This window comes from Agrobacterium sp. SORGH_AS_0440 (assembly GCF_031453135.1).
Lineage (GTDB): Bacteria > Pseudomonadota > Alphaproteobacteria > Rhizobiales > Rhizobiaceae > Agrobacterium > Agrobacterium pusense.
This window is the reverse complement of sequence record NZ_JAVIYR010000002.1, coordinates 412756-431231: the sequence shown is the minus strand read 5'-3', so window position 1 is coordinate 431231 and position 18476 is coordinate 412756. Positions and strand designations below refer to the sequence as shown.

At 57.1% G+C, this 18476-nt stretch carries 24 protein-coding genes and 2 tRNA genes; 17 read left to right on the top strand and 9 right to left on the bottom strand.

All coding sequences use genetic code 11. The annotated features are described in order from the left end of the window. Nucleotides 1–636 precede the first annotated feature (636 nt). From QE453_RS11380 to QE453_RS11355, 6 genes are all read left to right on the top strand, one after another. The gene (locus QE453_RS11380) at nt 637–1680 is read left to right on the top strand and encodes a hypothetical protein (protein WP_309777095.1); all 1044 of its coding nucleotides are present in this window, start codon (nt 637–639) and stop codon (nt 1678–1680) included. Nucleotides 1681–1928: 248 nt separating this feature from the next. Then, nucleotides 1929–2423 carry a hypothetical protein gene (locus QE453_RS11375; RefSeq protein WP_309777094.1) on the top strand — a complete coding sequence of 165 codons (495 nt, stop codon included), beginning with the start codon at nt 1929–1931 and terminating at the stop codon, nt 2421–2423. Then, nucleotides 2420–2707: a hypothetical protein gene (locus QE453_RS11370; protein WP_309777093.1), complete on the top strand. Its 288-nt coding sequence runs from the start codon at nt 2420–2422 to the stop codon at nt 2705–2707. Before QE453_RS11375 ends, QE453_RS11370 begins: the two co-directional genes overlap by 4 nt. Further along, the gene (locus QE453_RS11365; RefSeq protein ID WP_309777092.1) at nt 2707–3804 is read left to right on the top strand and encodes a phage major capsid protein; all 1098 of its coding nucleotides are present in this window, start codon (nt 2707–2709) and stop codon (nt 3802–3804) included. The genes QE453_RS11370 and QE453_RS11365 overlap by 1 nt, the downstream gene beginning before the upstream one ends. 103 nt (nt 3805–3907) lie before the next feature. Further along, nucleotides 3908–4141 (top strand): cold-shock protein, encoded by a 234-nt coding sequence (locus QE453_RS11360; protein WP_078054139.1) that lies wholly within the window; start codon nt 3908–3910, stop codon nt 4139–4141. A 9-nt stretch (nt 4142–4150) separates the two neighbouring features. Then, on the top strand, nt 4151–4465 hold the full coding sequence (locus tag QE453_RS11355) for an HNH endonuclease signature motif containing protein (RefSeq protein ID WP_309777091.1): 315 nt from the start codon (nt 4151–4153) through the stop codon (nt 4463–4465). A gap of 113 nt (nt 4466–4578) precedes the next feature. Here the strand turns inward: QE453_RS11355 and QE453_RS11350 are convergent, their stop codons facing one another. After that, nucleotides 4579–4734 (bottom strand): hypothetical protein, encoded by a 156-nt coding sequence (locus QE453_RS11350; RefSeq protein ID WP_309777090.1) that lies wholly within the window; start codon nt 4732–4734, stop codon nt 4579–4581. 67 nt (nt 4735–4801) lie between these two features. Between QE453_RS11350 and QE453_RS11345 the strand changes: the two genes are divergently transcribed. The 5 genes from QE453_RS11345 (at nt 4802) to QE453_RS11325 (ending at nt 8738) form a co-directional block, all read left to right on the top strand. Further along, entirely contained in the window at nt 4802–5161 is a 360-nt protein-coding gene (locus QE453_RS11345; RefSeq protein WP_309777089.1) for a gene transfer agent family protein, read from the top strand. Next, nucleotides 5154–5621, top strand: coding sequence for an HK97-gp10 family putative phage morphogenesis protein (locus tag QE453_RS11340; RefSeq protein ID WP_309777088.1), 468 nt, complete (start codon nt 5154–5156; stop codon nt 5619–5621). Before QE453_RS11345 ends, QE453_RS11340 begins: the two co-directional genes overlap by 8 nt. Next, nucleotides 5611–7785, top strand: a complete 2175-nt coding sequence (locus QE453_RS11335) for a tape measure protein (RefSeq protein WP_309777087.1) — start codon at nt 5611–5613, stop codon at nt 7783–7785. Before QE453_RS11340 ends, QE453_RS11335 begins: the two co-directional genes overlap by 11 nt. Next, complete coding sequence (locus QE453_RS11330) at nt 7782–8423, top strand: hypothetical protein (protein ID WP_309777086.1); 642 nt, start codon at nt 7782–7784, stop codon at nt 8421–8423. The genes QE453_RS11335 and QE453_RS11330 overlap by 4 nt, the downstream gene beginning before the upstream one ends. Before the next feature lie 81 nt (nt 8424–8504). Beyond that, the gene (locus QE453_RS11325; RefSeq protein ID WP_309777085.1) at nt 8505–8738 is read left to right on the top strand and encodes a hypothetical protein; all 234 of its coding nucleotides are present in this window, start codon (nt 8505–8507) and stop codon (nt 8736–8738) included. Nucleotides 8739–8826: 88 nt separating this feature from the next. On the opposite strand, the gene QE453_RS11320 is transcribed toward QE453_RS11325, so the two are convergent. Then, on the bottom strand, nt 8827–9153 hold the full coding sequence (locus QE453_RS11320) for a GrlR family regulatory protein (RefSeq protein ID WP_309777084.1): 327 nt from the start codon (nt 9151–9153) through the stop codon (nt 8827–8829). A gap of 247 nt (nt 9154–9400) precedes the next feature. Between QE453_RS11320 and QE453_RS11315 the strand changes: the two genes are divergently transcribed. The 4 genes from QE453_RS11315 to QE453_RS11300 all read left to right on the top strand — a co-directional run bounded on the left by QE453_RS11315 (nt 9401) and on the right by QE453_RS11300 (nt 11777). Next, nucleotides 9401–10081: a hypothetical protein gene (locus QE453_RS11315; RefSeq protein WP_309777083.1), complete on the top strand. Its 681-nt coding sequence runs from the start codon at nt 9401–9403 to the stop codon at nt 10079–10081. Beyond that, nucleotides 10081–10503, top strand: a complete 423-nt coding sequence (locus QE453_RS11310; RefSeq protein ID WP_309777082.1) for a hypothetical protein — start codon at nt 10081–10083, stop codon at nt 10501–10503. Before QE453_RS11315 ends, QE453_RS11310 begins: the two co-directional genes overlap by 1 nt. 403 nt (nt 10504–10906) lie before the next feature. After that, the gene (locus QE453_RS11305; RefSeq protein WP_309777081.1) at nt 10907–11137 is read left to right on the top strand and encodes a hypothetical protein; all 231 of its coding nucleotides are present in this window, start codon (nt 10907–10909) and stop codon (nt 11135–11137) included. 43 nt (nt 11138–11180) lie between these two features. Continuing rightward, a complete protein-coding gene (locus tag QE453_RS11300; RefSeq protein WP_309777080.1) occupies nt 11181–11777 on the top strand; it encodes a hypothetical protein in 597 nt (198 codons plus the stop codon). A gap of 127 nt (nt 11778–11904) precedes the next feature. Here the strand turns inward: QE453_RS11300 and QE453_RS11295 are convergent, their stop codons facing one another. From QE453_RS11295 to QE453_RS11285, 3 genes are all read right to left on the bottom strand, one after another. After that, the gene (locus QE453_RS11295; RefSeq protein WP_309777079.1) at nt 11905–12408 is read right to left on the bottom strand and encodes a hypothetical protein; all 504 of its coding nucleotides are present in this window, start codon (nt 12406–12408) and stop codon (nt 11905–11907) included. Further along, complete coding sequence (locus tag QE453_RS11290; RefSeq protein WP_309777078.1) at nt 12401–12694, bottom strand: helix-turn-helix domain-containing protein; 294 nt, start codon at nt 12692–12694, stop codon at nt 12401–12403. Before QE453_RS11290 ends, QE453_RS11295 begins: the two co-directional genes overlap by 8 nt. A 127-nt stretch (nt 12695–12821) precedes the next feature. Then, entirely contained in the window at nt 12822–13106 is a 285-nt protein-coding gene (locus tag QE453_RS11285) for a helix-turn-helix domain-containing protein (protein ID WP_175421930.1), read from the bottom strand. Nucleotides 13107–13210: 104 nt separating this feature from the next. On the opposite strand from QE453_RS11285, the gene QE453_RS11280 reads away from it, so the two are divergent. Both QE453_RS11280 and QE453_RS11275 read left to right on the top strand, forming a co-directional pair. Then, nucleotides 13211–13570: a hypothetical protein gene (locus QE453_RS11280; RefSeq protein WP_309777077.1), complete on the top strand. Its 360-nt coding sequence runs from the start codon at nt 13211–13213 to the stop codon at nt 13568–13570. Between the two features lie 8 nt (nt 13571–13578). Continuing rightward, nucleotides 13579–13653 (top strand) — tRNA-Arg (locus tag QE453_RS11275). Between the two features lie 285 nt (nt 13654–13938). Here the strand turns inward: QE453_RS11275 and QE453_RS11270 are convergent. The 4 genes from QE453_RS11270 to QE453_RS11255 form a co-directional block, all read right to left on the bottom strand. Continuing rightward, nucleotides 13939–14014: transfer RNA gene (locus tag QE453_RS11270), tRNA-Phe, on the bottom strand. A 284-nt stretch (nt 14015–14298) separates the two neighbouring features. Next, nucleotides 14299–14730 carry a hypothetical protein gene (locus tag QE453_RS11265; RefSeq protein ID WP_244405285.1) on the bottom strand — a complete coding sequence of 144 codons (432 nt, stop codon included), beginning with the start codon at nt 14728–14730 and terminating at the stop codon, nt 14299–14301. 155 nt (nt 14731–14885) lie between these two features. Next, the gene (locus tag QE453_RS11260; RefSeq protein ID WP_309777076.1) at nt 14886–17102 is read right to left on the bottom strand and encodes a 3-hydroxyacyl-CoA dehydrogenase NAD-binding domain-containing protein; all 2217 of its coding nucleotides are present in this window, start codon (nt 17100–17102) and stop codon (nt 14886–14888) included. Between the two features lie 138 nt (nt 17103–17240). Then, on the bottom strand, nt 17241–18449 hold the full coding sequence (locus QE453_RS11255; protein ID WP_045532857.1) for an acetyl-CoA C-acetyltransferase: 1209 nt from the start codon (nt 18447–18449) through the stop codon (nt 17241–17243). Nucleotides 18450–18476 lie beyond the last annotated feature (27 nt).

Here is an 18476-nt window from a genome sequence, read left to right as displayed (position 1 = left end):
GTACGGTACACACATCTATGATGTGTACCGACCGTACCCGATATTGTGCCTGAAAATAGAATTGAACCCCACCCCATCTGCACCCAAAAAGTCCAGACTTCCTCTTCGGTCGGGGACCGGCGGGGCAGCCACGCGCAACTAAAATCCCATTTTTTGATTTTTTAATCAAAAGGCGCCGGGAGGTGGGGTACTTGCAAGGCTGACCTGAAAAAAAAGCGCGCGCCCTTACCACAACTCAATCAATATAGCAATAGCCTATTGACAAAAAAGTAGAATGGGTCTAGTGTGGTTTAATTCGGCGCTGACCGCAAAAACAGAGTCGCAAAAGCGACCGCTAAACCAAGCAAATCGGGGATTCTCTATATGATTTTTGACAGGAAGGCGGAGCTCCCGCTCGGCCATCGCTTTTACTCGTCCGCAAGCACGCTAGCATCTTGGGGCTCAGGCGGGCAGCGGGCCTGCACCAACGAAACGTACGATTCGCGCGGATGGGTCATCGCACCCAAACCAGCCGGGATTGAGTGGAGTGAATTCTCACCGAAGCGTATCCGCCCTTTTCGCTCGTCCATGCGTGTCGCATCGTCTGAATGGGTGGCACCGCTGGCAGCTGTGGCCGCTCCTGGCGTTACCGTACGCATGCCCAACGACGGCCCGAGCGCGGACTGGCGCATTGAACGAGATAGCGCAGGAGTAGCCGACAAACACGGCCAGCACGCTACCCGCATCGAACGGTGGCTCGTTGAGAAGCAGTCCCCACTGGTGATTCCTCTCCGCGTGGTGAAAGAGCGCCTTCGACCAGCGGTCACCGCCGCTAACGACAATCGCCCCGAAACAGACAATGCAGATGGTAATGCCGGCGTAGGCGCGGAGCGAGTTCATAACCAGGGCTCGATTCTTCCATCGGTTCCGGAAGTCCTGGCGGCAGTTAGTGCCGCCTATCGACCACACATAGTGACGAAGAAATGCCGGTCCGGCCACGCGCTAGATATCCTGCACCGGCACGCTGGATGCGGTTTCTCATTCGTTGAAGGCAACACACTCCTCGGCTCGACGAACTGGCGCAGCAAGCTTACCGGCCTTGTTTTTCGTGGTGGCGAGCTCGTCGCGTACGGCGACGCCAACGGCAGAAAGAGATTGCCTGCCTACAAAGCCGACCCGCTCGGATTGGTGCGCGATGATGAATCTGAAACGGCCAAACAGGAAGCGCTACAGCCATTAGAAGACGCGTCCTACACGCGCCTAAAGTCGGTAAATACGTATGTTTCAGCGCAATCATCAGACGCTCCACGCGCGCTGGCTCCGTCCGCGAGAACAGCGCGAGCCATCGCGAACGACAACGTACTAGCAGCGGCAAAAGCTAATACGAAGAGCATGCCGACGATAACCCGATTGCCTGACGGAGTCGCCCACGAATACGGCCGGCTTGCAGGTATCTCGGAGTCGAGCGGCAATGGGTCTGCCCCAATGCACGAAGTCCTTGCTGAGATTGAACGGAGCCAGGAACTGGTTGGCGCCGGTCTCGCACACGATGACTTGGAGATTGTCGATGCAATTCTTGATGACGCCAGCTTCAGGACGATTGGTCTGTTGAAAGGGTACGCAGAATCGTCCGCTCACCGCATGGGCAGGAAGGTCGTCGAAGGTTCTTTGCAGAGAATTTCAGAAAAAATGGCCGCATAGTACCACTTCGGTCTTTTTCCAGACCCCTTAGTTATAGGTGTTTCCTCGGACGCCCAACTGCCCTGCTTCGGCGGGGCTTTTTCTTTTTCTCATCATCGCGACCGCGGATGAACCGGCGCGTTGAAATCCTGACGCCGTCCCCGTCGTCAGTGATCCGGCCAACGCACCCCGCTACGGCGGGTGTGCGAGCTTGGCCTGTTTTTTTTAACACCCGAAACATTCATTTCAAAAAATGAAAGGAGGCGACCGTGCGCAAAGCCGCGGCATGTCTTGCCCTATCTAAAACACTTGGCATTGGCCTCGGTCGCGTCACTTCATTGGCCCAGCGCGCATCTGACGCCGGTGTTCTGCCTAAGGCCGTAGGACGTACCTACCCGCCACTTTCCGCTGACCAAATGGCGCGGCTGCTTATTGCCGTCCTTGCTGACAACGGGCTCGGCACCGTAGGCGAAAGCGTCGACAAGTTTGCCCGTATCCATTCCCCAACGCTGAGCATGTCACTTGTCGAGGCCATTGCTGCGGCATTCGACGGCGGCCGGACAAACCCTTTTGCCCCGGTCATCAAGAGCATTGTGCTGCGCAATGATCTGGAAAACCCAGGCGTTGATATCCTTGCTGACGTCTGCGGCCACGGCGTTCACGCCGTTTTCGGTGCAACGCAGGCAACCGGTGCTGTGAAGCAGGCGCTTGTTGCCGGTCCCGCGTTCGAAGCGCTGGCGAAAAAATGGCGGGCCGCGCAATGACATCTGAAGTGACGCGCCTGCTCGCAGAAATTCGAAAGGATGTCGCAACAAGGAAGGCAGAAGTCTTAGCCAACCCCGTTGCAGCTGCAATCGAAGCGACCACCCACAAGCATCGAACAGCCGAGCAGATCGCTACGCATCGCGATCTATACCGGCAAGCAAGGCGGCACGTCGAGGAAATCGACAAATGGAATGCCGCCAACACAGACAAACCCGCACGAACGTATCAGCCGCAGATGCTGGCCTATCTAGGCGCGTTCTCCTATGTCGAAAAGGACACCTGATGACTGACAATATCGCTACCAAAATCGAGCAGCTTGGCTCCGCTTTTGACACTGCTACAACTGGCCTTTCTGAGCGCATCTCCGGTTTGGAAAAGCAATTCGCCCGTATGGACGGCCACGCCAACGACAACTTCGCCACCGGCGAAAGCCTGGCAACAGCGCTGGTCAACACGCCCGCATTCAAAGAGTTGAACGGCGGCGCCAATCGTGGCCGCGCTTATGTCGAGTCTGCCGCCATCACATCCGGCAATACGACCGTCGGCACTGGTCGCTCGCAGGGCACTTCGCTTGTTCCCGCCGATCGACGCCCAGGTATTGTGACGCCCGCACAGCGTGTTCTCACTGTGCGCGATCTCATTGCGCCAGGCAAGACAACTGCGGGCTCTATCGAATTCGTCCAGGAAACCGGCTTCACAAATAACGCGGCACCTGTCGCCGAGACTACTCAGAAGCCCTATTCGGACATTACGTTCGACCTGAAGACCGCATCGGTTCGCACCATCGCGCACCTCTTCAAACTCTCCAAACAGATGTTGGACGATGTGGCCGGCCTTGTCTCCTATCTGGATCTGCGCGGCACAACCGGCTTGAAGCTGGTCGAGGAGCAGCAGCTTCTCTTTGGTTCGGGCACAGGTCAGAACCTGCTAGGCCTTATTCCGCAGGCGACTGAATTCGACGAGAGCCTGCGCCAGGCCGGCGATACTCGCGTTGACACCATTCGCCGAGCCATCCAGCAGGTGCGTCGCGCCGAGTATACCGCGACAGGCATTGTCATGAACCCGGACGACTTGGCCGAGCTTGAGCTCACAAAGGACGCTGGCGGCAACTATATCATAGTTGACCCTGTAGAGGGTGGACAGGGTCGCATATGGCGTCTGCCCATCGTTGATACCACGGCGATGCCAGCAGGCCAGTTCCTCGTTGGCGCACTGGCTACCGCTGCGCAGATCTTCGATCGGCAGCAGGTCACGTTCGAACTCAGCACAGAGAACGACAAAGACTTTGAGCTCAATATGGCGACGGCCCGGATCGAGGAGCGTCTTGCCCTTGCGGTCTATCGTCCCGAGTCTCTGGTCACCGGTGACTTCGAAGCCTAAGCGCCATCTACCCAGGTAGCGTGGGTGTGAGTGGCCACGCTACAAACGGCCTGCTGCTGAGCCCCGGCGGCAGGCCGCCCTTTCCACATATAAGGACTATGCAATGCCATCAGGCAAGATCATCAAGTGGATGACCGATCGCGGTTTCGGTTTCATCCAAGAAGACGGAGCGCGCGGTAGCGCCGGTGACTTCGTACACATCACCGCAATGCCAGATACTGAGGCACCACGTATTGGACAGCGCTTCGACTACGACCGCGTGACCGGCATGGATGGCCGCACCAAAGCGGTGAACGTCCGCGAGGTTACGACGTGGGGCGAGGCAGCGTACCTTTAGGTGGCAGGTATGGGGCGCAGTAAGAACCGCGCTAAGAGTGCCGAGTGGCAACACCTCTATAAGCGCAAGCGCTGGCTCGACCTACGAGAACGGCAGTTGATGCAAGAGCCCCTGTGTCGGTTCTGCCTCGCAACCGAAGAGGTGACCGCCGCCGAGGTCGTCGACCACATCAAGAAGCATGAGGGCAACGAAGATCTATTCTTCGACCCCGATAATCTTCAAAGCCTTTGTCGCCATCATCATGACAGTGCCAAGCAGGCAATGGAACGCGGGCGCAAGGTTTTCGCTTGCGGTGTGGACGGATACCCCATCGAGCTAGGCTAGGGGGTGCATCGAAAGTGGCCGATCGCTCAGCTACGGAGCGGCGGGGGAATGCAATTCAAATGCAAACACAGAAAATTGCCTCGCGCGTGCGCGCAAACGCGCGCGAGAAAACATTAGCTTTTTTCGCTTGATAGGGGGTCTAAAACATCCTCCCCATCCTCGTCAGGGACCGTTTCCAGATCTTTGCAAAGCGCCCTGGCTTGCTCCGCTAGAGCCGCCAACTGAGCCGTGATCGCCGCCAGCGGCACGACCTCAACCTTCTCTTCCATCGCGGCCTCCATCCCGTTCATCGCCAACGAACGCTAAAGGCTGCTCAATTGTTCCAAGGATAATTCCATGACCTCAGCACAGCCCTTTGCCATCGTCGAAGAAGATTTCGCCGATGGCACGTACAAATTCGCATTGACCTGGCCGCTTGCCGCGGAATGGGAGAAAACCACCGAACGGTCGCTGTACGCGACGCTGCTCCACGCAACGCGGACCGGTATCGTCAACCTGAATGATGCGCGGGAGCTTGTGCGGCTCGGCCTTATCGGCGGCGGCCTGCCCCCTACGGATGCGCTTCGGCTAGTTCGAACTTACGTCGAGGAACGACCGGCAGCCGAGAATTTTGGCCTCGTCATCAATCTGGTGTCAGCGTTCTTCCATGGCACCGACGTTCCTGAGGTTACTCAGAAAGAGCCAGTCGATGGCTAAAACGCTCCAAGGCTGGGACCGTCTCAAGCGCAGGCTTGAACGTATTCCCAAGGCGGTTCGTGAGCAGACCCAGCCTGCCATCACATCCGCCGCACAGGATGTGGCGAACGTTATGAAAGCGCTGGCGCCCGTCGACGACGGCGACCTGCGCGATAGCATCGAGGTCACGGCAGGCGGCCAAAAGACGCCGCCACACAGCCAGCCTGGCGGCTCCACCGTTGTCCCCGAGAACGCCGCCATGATCACGGCCGGCAACAGCAAGGTGCGGACGGCCCACCTCGTCGAATTTGGAACGCGAGCACATATTGCCGGCGGCATGTTCGAAGGCGCGCAGATCCCCGCAATTCCCGCTCAACCTTTCTTTTTTCCGGGCTACCGAATGTCGCGCAAAAAAGCCGCGGCGAAGATCAAACGGGCGATGTCAAAATCAATCAGGAGCACCAAAAAGAATGGCGACTGACTATGAAAGACTTGCGGTCTTGCTTGAGGCCCGCGTTGCCGATTTTGAAAAGAAGATCGCCAGCGCGACACGCAACGCCGACCGCAATTTCAAGAAGATTGAGGCATCTGCACAGAAGATGTCGGCTCGCCTCAATCAGATCAGCTCAGGCGCGGCGCGTGGCTTCATTGCACCCTTGTCGGGCATTGCTGCCGCGCTGGGCACCCGCGAGATTATCGGCTACGCCGAGGCGTGGACGAAGGCGAAGAACGCACTTTCCGTTGCTGGTGTGACAGGTGACAAGCAGGTGCAGACCTTGCAGAAGCTCTATGAGCTTTCACAGGCAAACGCATCCCCCCTTGAGGCCACCGTCCAACTCTACGGCCGGGCATCTATGGCCGCGGAGAATCTTGGTGCGAGCCAGGAGGAGCTAATCCAGTTCTCCGACTCTGTTGGTCTTGCTCTCAAGGTTTCCGGACAGTCAGCCACCGAGGCGAGCGGCGCATTGCTGCAGTTGTCACAGGCTCTTCAAGGCAACAAGATTCAAAGCCAGGAGTACAATTCCCTCATCGATGGGATGTACCCGCTTCTCCAAGCCGCGGCTGCTGGATCTGCCAAGTGGGGCGGCTCGGTCTCCAAGCTGACGGCCGACGTGAAGGCCGGCAAGGTATCCGCCCAAGAGTTCTTCCGATCGATCCTCGCAGGGACGGGCGAGCTCAGGACGCGAGCATCGGCCGCTACGCAGACGCTCAGCCAGTCGCTTACGAAGGTCAACAACGCTTTCACAAAATACATCGGCGGCACGGACGAAAGCCTTGGCGCGACGCAGCGTCTTGTTGCCGGTCTCAACGCTCTGGCCGATAATTTCGACGAGACTGCTGACGTTGCTGTGCAGCTCGCTACTGTTTTAGGTTCGGCTCTAGTTGGCCGCGCGATCGGGGGCATGCTGGCCTCCATTCCAGCGGCCACGGCTTCGGTGGTGTCACTCGTCGCCGCAATGCGTGCAGGCACCCTCACCGCAGGCGGGTTTGCCGCCGCCCTTGGTCCTTTAGGCCTGATGGCTGGGCTGGCTGCTGGTGCTGCGATAGCATTCAGCAAGTGGGGCAACAACGTTGATTCCGCAACTCAGGCTCTCGCCGCGCAGGCCAGAGAGGGCGGCGCTGTCGAAAGCATGATTGCTGACGCAGCTAAAGCGCAGGAGGCATATAAAAAGGCGGTAGCGGCGACTGCCGGCGCGCAGACCGCCGCATCGAACTCTATCGTTGCCGATACGAAGAAGGAGTTTGAGGCCAAGAAATCGCTCTTGGAGCTCGAGCTGAAACGCCAGCGCGCGTTGCTGGCAGTTCAGCAAGCGAATCTTGAAGAGCGCGGAACGGCACTCAAGTCCGAAATTGGTAGCAAGGTCTTTACCCGAAACAGCGGTGTCGAGCGCGGCTTTTCTGATCCGCGCATTGGCAACTTTGTTCGTCAGCCTGACGATATTACCGGCCTTGAGAAAACGCAGTCTGTCATCGACAAAAGCCCTATCACTGCCGAGATCAAGAAGATCCGTGCCGAGATGTCGCTCACTGAGCTCGGCGCGCAGAAGCTTGAAGAGGCGCTGAATTCGACGTTCGGCACATCCGAGGGCGGCAAGGGTGGCGCTGGTGGTGGGGACACTGGCAGCGGCAGCGGCAGGAAGCTCGATGATTATGAGCAGATGAAGAAGCGTATCGCTGAGGCGACCGCTGCGACAATTGCTGAAACCGAAGCACAGAAACTCCTCAACCCAACCATCGAGGATTATGGTTATGCTCTGGAGAAGGCCCGAGCGGCGCATGAACTTCTGACGGCTGCACAAAACGCCGGCAAGAAGATCACTCCGGAACTACGCGCCGAAGTTGATCGCCTGGCAGAAGCGTATGCGCAGGCATCCGTCGCATCTGCACAACTGTCAGAAAAACAAGACGAAGTGCGTCTGGCTGCAGAAAATGCCATGTCCACCGCAAAGGACGTTACGCGCGGCCTCGTTGACGGTTTCTTGGAGGGCGAGAAGGCGGCGGACGTCTTCGCTAATGCTCTGAAGCGCATAGGCAGCGCGCTGTTGGATGACGTTTTCAACAACATGTTCAAAATTCAGAACCTTGGCGGCGGTGGTGGCACGAACTTCTTTGGCTCGCTTTTCAAAATCGGAGTAGCTGCATGACGGCGTTTATCGCACTGAAATACCCGGACCGCGTTGAATTGATGGCTGACGGCGCGGTTTACGCCGAAGACGGCACCCTGATGGACATCCGCTCCAAAATATCTGCGGGACGGTCTCTTGCGGTGGTGACGCGCGGCAACGCCACGGCCGGCAAACTTGTCGCAGACGCCATCGCTATGCGCTCGATGGCCTCTGGCTTTGACGCAACAATGGAGTGGCTTCAAGAAACGCTTTCTGCGCGATCGGGCCAAGTGCCAGAATTTGGTTTTGAACTGGTCGTTGCCGGCATATCTGAGGCGGAAGGCCCTATCATTCTCTACGCTACCACGAATTCATATATGGATGGCATTCCCGCCTGGACGCTGCTCAATGCGGGTTCAAACGTCTGCGGCGGACATGATGTCCCGCTCGTTGAGGCTGATTTTGAGCACGGTCTGTTTCCGGCCGGCGTCGCCGCGATCGACCTGATGAGGCAATCCCCCGGCGTTAATCCAGTCAAGCCGGACCTGCCTCCCGTTTATGGCATCGGTGGTCACGTTGATCATACGGTGGTGCGGACGGACGGCGTGACGGTCACAAAGGTCCATGAGTGGCCGGAGGATGTCGTCGGGCAGAAGATTGCGCCGAGGGCGGCATGAGACAAAAGTACGTTCAGTAAGCATGTCCTCAAGCAACCGCAGACCGGTTCCTCGGCGAAATTAACTGCACTGCTTGGAGGCATGCATCTTGAAAAGAATAGCACCACAAGTATTCTGACGGTATTGCTCAACCCAGCTGGCATAAGAAAGATGAACAAGAGTCATTTGACAACATTGTATCTAGGTATTGCCATCCTGGTCAGCGGCTGCGTTACGTTTGTAGGTGGCTTGGTCTATCTCTTGTGGATGGCTATCAGTGAACCCGCCATCATCAAAAAAGACATCAGCACACATATCGTCACGGGCCATCACTAGCGGACTGAACCAAAGCAAAAGGTCCGCTCAGTCATCTAGTTAAAAGCGTCTCGCTGAAAGGCAGGAGCAAAGACTCTCGAAAACCCGATCAGTCCGAAAGCCATTGAAAATGGCAATCAAAAACAATGCCGGGCGCTTGAGGGGAGGTTGCAATAGCGTGGGCAGTGTCGCCTGAATTCGTCCCCTCAAGATGTACATCCCCGCCACTCGGGCCCAGGACGTATGTCATGCCCGGTGCCATAGTGTGCGTCTTGACTTTAACATCCGCGACAAGCTTGCCGTCGTCAGTGTGGTAAGTGCCGATGTAATAGGAGCCCTGCTCTCCTCCGAGGAGTCTTCCGTCTCTCAAGACTACGACTCCGCCTCCCTCGCCGCCAGCGACAGTGAATTTCACGCTGTACAGTCCGTTTTTCATTTTGTCGCTCCTTCGTTAGCAACGAAAAGTTGAACACGGATGCACGCAAGAGTCTAGCAACTCTCTGGAGGATTTGCTGTAATGGCCGATTGATACCGCGGGGAATGTGTCTTGACGCTCGTGGCGCTGATGCTGAAGCCGTGGCTAGGCTTGAAAAGGTTGTCGCAAAACAGGCCGCAGAACTGCAAGGCCGAATTGAGGCCGGCGTTCGGTCGGCTCAAAAACGAAACGTGAAGTTGGGGTAACAATGTCGCTAATATTTATCCAAAAATTCGAAAACTGCATCAAGGTCATTTCTGACGGCTGCGCCTGGGATGAAGATGGCAACGTTGCCTGGCTGGGATCCAAGATCCGCACGGCGCACGGCGGAAAACCGCTAGTCATGGCGGGCGTCGGTGATTACAACGCGGTTATGTTTTTCACGTCAGCATTTGACCGTTTGACCGAGGACTACCCGCCGGCCCAAGCGCTGGAAATCTTGGAAAAGGAACTGACATTCACTCCGGAGACCGTGAAGCGGGTTTTCGGCCGCTGCGGTTTCATGCGTATCTTTCTAGCTGGCTGGACCGCTGAGCGCGGCTTTTTTCTGGCTATTGGTGAGTTCGACCCGTCTAAGCCAGATCAGGACAGCAAGTGGCGGTTCGATGAGACGGGCCAACTGATGAACATTGCGAGCCGTGACCCTAGCGTCTTCAAGCTGCGCGACAACCCGATGAACGTCACCGAAGAGACATTTGATGGGTTCGTTATGCCCTTTGTTGACTGGAATCGAAACCAGTTGCCAACGCCGGTTGGGGGGGGCGTTCCCCATCACGCTTGCGGCGGGAAGATCGAAGTTGCTACCATTACCGCGGACGGTGTCTCGGTCGACGTTGTTCATGACTTTGGCGATGTCCTAGGCCGGCCCATTACGCTGGAGGCGGCGTGATGTCGGCGCTGTCTGGCGTGCTCGGCAACGTCGATATTTCGAGTGCATACATCGGCACACTGACTGTTGGCACGTCGAATATTGCACAGGGGGCGATTACGGAAGTCGAGACGGGATCCACAAGCGTTACCATAAATCACGGTCTTGGATCGCCAAAACTTCGTGTCGACTTTAGTTTTCTGGTGTCGTTTCATCCGACAGTCGCTAACCCAAGGGTTACAGTGACTCTAATTGATAACGACGGGGTCGTGATCCCGTCTTTTTTCGTCAGCGGCAATAACAGCACGTCAGTGCCGGTATCGCTGTCCAGAGTCGTCATTCCTCCGAGCGGCAGAACTCAGACGACCTTCACCCTGAATATTTCAGAAAACTCAAACACTGTGACGCAGCAAAATATCATCGCTTCGGCGTTCAAGCGCTAAAGCTCGCCCCGCTCCACCGGTAAAGCGTCTCGTTGAAAGGCAGGCGCATTAGAATGTAGCTGTTATCAGCTACGCGTGCGGCAGCCGCGCCCCTGCAAAGGAGGTTCGGCTGCTAAATGCAGATCGAATTGCAAACGTTTGCAATTCAATTGCAGCACCTAACTGCGATTTTATGAACACATAAATGCGATATCATCAAAAATTCATACGCCAGCGCTTGAAACATTATTGACAATAGGGCATTTATTAAATCAACAAACGGTTGACACATAGATATTCAAACATCGTATTCATCTTTCGGTAAAGAAAGATGAATACGATGTATGGATATCGTATGTAGCCGTACGTGCATTCGGCATGATAATGCTGGACGCTTTTTAACGCAACCAAAGGAGATAGCGATATGAAAGAGATGGAACGTCTCACCAAGCTGCTGTTTCCCGAAGGAACCGAAGGATCGAGAGTACTTGATCTGAAATTCTTTCCCGGGGAGCAGACTGTTACCGTGGAAGAGTTTTGCAAGGATGTTCACGCAGCCTTTGTACAGGTCGATTCTGGACAGGCAGAAACTTCCGAGTGGTTTGAAGAAACTACTCAACGTGTAAGTGTGGATAGATTCTTGCTTCCGGCTTAATTACGGTTGCAAAATCAATACTCTTTAGATATCGACGAGAGCTATGACATACAAAGCTCTCGTCGATTCTTTTTGTGAAGAAGAAGAACTGCCGGTTCATGTGAACCAGGTGTTATCTTGGGTGCGTGAAAACACCGATCACAAGATCATTAAATTGCACGGCGTTAACCGGAACAGCCAAAGTTTCCGAGGCGGCTTTCGTCGAAGAGCTATCAATGTCGGGGTTCCATATTCACAAAACCCAGATGACATTGAGATTCACACTGACATTCTTTACGGAAACGACCTTCAGGACGACTGGAAGAGGCTGGTCATCGTAAAAGAGGTCATGCACGTTTTCGATGGACCGCAATCTTGTGTGGATACGCCGGAAAAACTAGCGCAGTTGATACCCAACATCATCACAACGCAACTCACCGGGGCGCCATTTATTCCCGCGTTGAATGATCATTTTGGGGCTTTCCGTGCTATGGCGGTGCTTCTTCCTAAGCCAATGAGAGACAGTATAAAGAATGCGATCGACAGCGGTGACAGGACCGTTGATGAAGTTGCTCAATTCTGTCAGTTGCCTCAGGCTTACGTGGATATATGGATCAGTCATGCCGAGAGGCTGGAACAACTGATTTTCGGCGACCTGTGAGGTGAGCTTGCAGTCGCCCGCGCCGCGCAGTAGCCGAACCGTTCTTTGACGGGTCAAGCGCAGATCATCACATTGGCCGCGATCATCGTTAACGCTCTCTTCGACAGCCATAAAGATTGAATGACGTTCACTTGGAAGACCAGTTAGTCCAAGTGTCTATTCGGCGTATCTCATTCCTGCCCTCTTCGGTGATTGACCACTTCGGCCTCCCTCGATGATCTCTCCCAGCGGTACGGACCAAGCCAATTTCGCTCAACTGCGCCATGGTAGTCTCACCGGCCCTCGGAATCTGATCGACGCTGTCGACATGCGGGTAGTCGAAAAGGAAGCGGAGAATGTCCTTTTTCCGAGCGTCTAAGCCATAAAGCGGCCTGTGTTTGTCTCGTTGCTTTTGTTGCTCCCGCCATTCCTCTAGTTCGTCGAGCTCGCCGAAAACATTTGTGTCGTGAAGGGTCGTCAAACCGCTGATTTCGTCCAGCTTGGTATCGATCGCGCGCTTGTCCCATTTTCTCGTCCCTGGGATAGTCGGAGGCATCTTGTGTGTGGCAACCCACATTGAAAACGTGGACTCTGCGATCCCGAGATACGCGGCCGCTTCTTTGCGACCAATGAGGCGTGGCGGTTCAGACATTGGATCTACTCTTTTTACGCTTCTTTCCGGATAGCTTCATCAGGCTCTCCTCCAGTTGGCGACCTGACAGCGCCACATCGCGCAGCTTTGTCTTCGACTCGTTCATCGGCTCCCGCAGCACCTCCCATATCGCCAAAACATCAGCCTTTGAGAAAAGGTAGGAGCGACCATAGCGCGAGCAACAACCGTGCGCCTTGGCAAGCTTGATCACCGCCCTATTTGTAAGTCGCAGCAAATCCGCAACTTCATCCGCTGTGTAAATTTTGTCTTCGAGATCTAGGATCATACCACCGACCTGATGCGCACAAGGCGCGTTGAACAATTTCCCGTTCGGTGGTGGCAGGTGGGGAGCCTGCGGGTGGTGGCCGCAGAGGTAAGTTAGGACGGCTCCTGGTCGTGGGTCAAGCCTGACGTCATATTGGCTTATGGACAACCGCCCCACGCTCGGCGTCCGGATCGCCGCCAAGCCGTATGCGAACGCCGTCAGGCTCAACGAATTCGGCGAAACGCCATTTACCCGGTTCGATCTCTTCGCCGATTTCTAAAGCCGTCTGAAGAAGGTGTATTGTTGAGGTCTTCGCGTCAGATCCGTTCTCGATCCGCGTAACCGTGTTGGCGGTAATCCCAGCCTTTTCAGCAAGGTCGCGAACCCCCCAACCGAGTCCGACTCGGGCCATTTTGAGCTGAGTGGCGTTCATTTTTGGTACCCTGTACAAATATATGTTGACACGGTTAATTTCGTGTGGCTTCATATGTACACAGTACAAACGCAGCGACACAAAAGCAACACGGAACCGAGATCATGGTAAACAACGTCATAACGGCGAGCGCCGAAGGCATGCCAGAATCATTCATCACCCGCATGTCCGCCCTCTTCGCGGAACTCCACACTGCTGGCGCCCGTCACGGCGAGATGCCGGATGATGCTTGCGATAAGCTCAGCGAGGCCGCTTGGATTATCTCTGACGCCATAATCAACGCGCCAGTGACATGTGAGGCGGACGTGGCCGGCAAGCTTCGGCATGCGTCGCTTCTCGTGGAATGCCCGCACGGTGAATACACAGATGAGCAACCCGCCATTGCGGCCGCTCTGAACGATCTGCAGCGTCTTCGCAAGGACGAGTGGGCCGAAGCCGTGAAGGCTGCGAAACAGCGCTCCTGACGTACCAAGGCCCTGTAATTCAACAGGATAGATCGCGATCTTCTAAATCGCGGGTGGATGTTCGAGTCATCCCAGGGCCACCAGTTTTCATGCCAGCCTTGTTCATGCGGCTGGCCGACTTGCCGGCGTGCGCTTCTTAGCGACCCGGTCTTTTATAAAAGGCCAGCGGGGCATATCCGCCGCACCACCCGGATCACGGAGCCTAGACTTGCTTCCGCCCGCTGGCCGTTAATTCTGCAAAACGTGTTCCAAACGTGTTGCATGTATTCATTTGCAACACGTTGCATCCATTGAAATCATTGAGATTTCTTTGCAACGTGTTGCAACTGCGTTTTTGGGATAAATAGGAGCTAAGTCCTTGAAATTAATGGTGCCCGGAGGCGGATTTGAACCACCGACACGCGGATTTTCAATCCGCTGCTCTACCAACTGAGCTATCCGGGCACTTCAGGTCCTTGAAGAACCTCCGCTTTTCGCGGTCGGGGTCGTTTGCGCCCCGAAAGTGAGCGGGGTTATAACATCTTGTTCGAACATGGCAAGCGCCCTTCCGAAGTTTTTTGACAGTTTTTTCACGGCGCCTGTGGATGGCTGGAAAGAGCGCAGGGCGAAGGCCGGTTCACGCAGCAAAACTCACTGTATGGCCTACTGATGCCAGAGCGCATTTGCCCGCCGTCATGTTTGCGAGGGACCGATCCCGGCCGGTGGCGGGCGCAGCATGGCAGGTGGGGCTATGCCCCTTCGCCGCGCCGTGCTGCGAAACCAAGCGCGAAAGGCACCACGGCTACCAGCGCCGCCATGACGGGCGAAGACGCAAAGATGCGGCTTGCAAGCGAGGTGACGGCTACGGAGCGCACGACCGTCATCAGGCGAGAATTCTCGCGGTCGCGCTCATGGTGGGGCTGTGCGGGCCTGTGGCGGGACATCTCGGCCGCCTCAAGCCGCTTGACATCACGCCGGATCTTTTCGACCTGTTGGCGAAGTTCGTCCAGTTCGGCACGCAGCGCCGGGTCGACGGTATTGGCGGCAGGTGTCCTCCTGGCTGCGATTTTTTCCACCGTCTCTTCGGCGGCCACGGCTTCCGCCTCTTCGTCCAGTTCGGCCAACTCGTCGTCCAGGTCTGATGGCTTATCGAAACCGTGGGATCGCAGTGGTGCTTTCATCGCTGTCTCCTGAGGCGTGCTGAATTGCGGCGGCGGGCGCTTTTGCCCGGTCAGACTTTTCAACGCCTCAGCCCAGCAAAGGATGCATGGAAAGCGGGTAGACAGGCATAATAAAACAGGCCCCGAAGGGCCTGTTCAATCATCTCGCTGGAGCCTCAGGCCGCCTTCGCGGCGCTGGCATAGGGATCGAAGCGACCGTAGAAGGTCTCGCCCTTGGCGGCCATATCCTTCAGCAGCGGCGTTGGCTGGAAGCGCGGTCCGTATGTCTCGCTGAGCTTTTCGGCGAGCGCCACGAAGCTCTTCACGCCCATGCCGTCAATGTAGGACAGCGCGCCTCCGGTATAGGGCGCGAAGCCGAAACCGAGGATGGAACCGACATCCGCCTCACGCGGATCGGTGACGATGCCTTCTTCCACCGTGCGGGCGGCTTCCAGCGCCACGGTGACGAGGAAGCGCTGCTTCAGCACCTCCATATCCACGTCTTCAGGCTTCTGCTGCGGATAGAGGTCCTTCAGGCCAGGCCAGAGGGACTTCTTGGCGGGCTTTGGCGGGTAGTCGTAAAAGCCCTTGGCGTTCTTACGGCCAAAGCGGCCCTCGCCTTCCACCAGCTTCTTCACCAGCTCCATATGGCGCGGATCGACCGCCTTTTCGCCGAGATCGGCCACGGTGGCTTTCAGGATCTTGTAGGAAAGATCGATGGCCACTTCGTCGTTCAACGCCAAGGGGCCCACCGGCATGCCGGCGAATTTCGCGGCATTTTCGATCATTGCGGGCGGCACGCCTTCGATCAGCATGTCGTAGCTTTCGGCCATGTAACGCAGCACGCAGCGATTGACGAAGAAGCCGCGGGTGTCGTTGACGACGATCGGGGTCTTCTTGATCTTGGCCACATAATCAAGTGCGACGGCGAGCGCCTTGTCGCCGGTTTCCTTGCCGAGGATCACTTCCGTCAGCATCATCTTCTCGACCGGCGAGAAGAAGTGGATGCCGATGAAATCGGTCGGACGCCTGGAGTTCTTTGCCAGCCCCGTGATTGGCAAGGTGGACGTGTTGGAGGCAAAGATTGCGCCTTCGGGCAAAACGGCTTCCACGGCTTCGATGACGGCTTTCTTCACGTCGCGGTCTTCAAAGACGGCTTCGATGACGAGATCCGCATCAGACAATGCAGTGTAATCCGTTGTTGGGGTGACGAGATCGAGCAGGGCCTTGCCTTCATCCTGCGTCAGCCTGCCCTTGCCGATGGCGGCCTTGACGCTTTCCTCGCAATGGCCCTTGCCCTTGTCTGCGGCTTCCTGATCGCGATCCACCAGCGTGACGGGAATACCCGCTGCGGCGGTGACGTAAGCGACGGCCGCCCCCATGAAGCCCGCGCCAACGACGCCGACCTTCTTGAACTCCGTCTTCGGCTGGCCGGCCGGGCGGCGTGCGCCCTTGCCCAGCTCCTGCATGGAAATGAACAGCGAGCGGATCATGCCGAAGGCTTCCTTCGAGCGAAGGATTTCGGTGAAATAACGCTGCTCTACCTTCAGCGCCGTATCGAAGGGCAATTGCAGCCCTTCATAAACGCATTTGAGGATGGCGAGTGCGGCCGGATAATTGCCGGCACTTTCGCGGCGGAGGATCGCCGGAGCGGCGGGCCACAGCTGGGCAGCCGCAGGCGTCCAGATGCCGCCGCCGGGGGCCTTGAAGCCCTTTTCATCCCACGGCGCGACCGGCTTCAGGCCGTCCTTGATCATCTGTTTTGCAGTTGCGACCAGCTGATCCGGCTCGACTACCTGGTGCACCAGCCCCATGGCCTTGGCGCGCGCACCGGTCAGCGACTGGCCTGTCGTCATCATCTGCAAGGCAGATTGTGCATCGGTCAGGCGCGAGACGCGCTGGGTGCCGCCAGCACCTGGAAAGATGCCGACCTTGACTTCCGGCAGTGCAATCTTGAGGCTCTTGGCGCTGGAGGCCACGCGGCCGTGGCAGGCGAGTGACAGTTCGAAAGCGCCCCCCATGCAGGTGCCGTTGATGGCGGAGACCCAGGGCTTGCCGTTGGTCTCGATCTTGCGGAACAGGCCGGTCATGCGGCCCACCAGCTCGAACAGCTTTGCTGCCGCCTGATCCGGGTTCTTCGTCTTCTCGTCATTGTAGAAGGAGAACATCGACTTGATCATCGACAGATCGGCGCCGCCGGAAAAGGTGCTTTTGCCCGACGTGAAGACGACGCCCTTGACGGCGCTATCGGCGACGGTGGCGTCGAGAATGGCGTTCAACTCGTCCATCACCTCTGACGTGAAGACGTTCATGGACTTTTCCGGCATGTCCCAGGTGACGAGGGCAATGCCGTCTGCGTCCGTCTCGATGGTGAAATTGGTGTAAGTGCTCATTTGGGATTCCTCTTCCCTGAATCGTAATGGCCGCTTCTCTTTCCTCGTCATCCTCGGGCTTGACCCGACGATCCAAGCACCGGGGATAGATCCTCGGGTCAAGCCCGAGGATGACGGAAGCGGGCCGTAGCCGCTGCCTTAAACCCGCTCGATGACGGTTGCTGTACCCATGCCTGCACCGATGCAAAGCGTGACGAGCGCGGTGTTCAGATCGCGCCGTTCCAGCTCATCCAGCACCGTACCGAGGATCATCGCGCCGGTTGCACCCAGCGGATGACCCATGGCGATTGCGCCGCCATTGACGTTCATCCGGTCGTGGTCGATGTCGAAAGCCTGCATGTAGCGCAGGACCACGGCGGCGAAGGCTTCGTTGAGTTCGAAGAGATCGATATCGGCAAGCGACATGCCGGTCTTCTTCAGAAGCTTTTCGGTAACATCCACCGGGCCGGTAAGCATCAGCGCCGGGTCGGAGCCGATATTGGCGAAGGCCTTGATACGGGCACGCGGTTTCATCCCCATTGCCTCGCCGCCCGCTTTCGAACCAACCAGCACGGCGGCAGCACCATCAACGATGCCGGATGAGTTGCCGGCGTGGTGGACGTAGTTGATCCGCTCCACTTCCGGGTGGGCCATGATGCCGACAGCTTCGAAGCCGCCCATTTCGCCGGGCATCTGGAAGGACGGGTTGAGCGAAGCCAGCGCCTGCATATCGGTGCCGGGACGCATGTGCTCGTCGCGGTCAAGGATCGTCAGGCCGTTCTGGTCCTTCACCGGAATGACCGACCTGTTGAAATAGCCCTTTTCCCAGGCGTGCGCGGCGCGCTTCTGGCTTTCGACGGCATAGGCGTCGACGTCGTCACGGGAGAAACCGTATTTCGTGGCGATCAGATCGGCCGACACGCCCTGCGGCATGAAGAAGGCCGGAAAGTTGACCGAGGGGTCCATGTACCAGGCGCCGCCCGACATGCCCATACCGACGCGCGACATGCTTTCGACACCGCCGGCGATGACGATATCGTCCGAACCGGCTTTGACCTTGCCGGCTGCGAAGTTGATGGCATCGAGACCGGAGGCGCAGAAGCGCGAGATCTGCATACCCGGCGCCTTGTTGGAGTAACCGGCCTCGAAGGCGGCGGCCTTGGGGATGACGGCGCCGGCATCCATGACAGGATCGACGCAGCCCATGATGATGTCATCGACAGCGGAAGTGTCGAGCCCGTTGCGGTCGCGGATGGCTTCCAGCGTCTTGGCGGCAAGGCGAACGGATGGCACCTCATGCAGGCTGCCATCCTTCTTGCCGCGTCCGCGCGGGGTGCGGACATGGTCGTAGATAAATACGTCGGTCATAAACTCTCTCCCTTGCACCGTATTCTC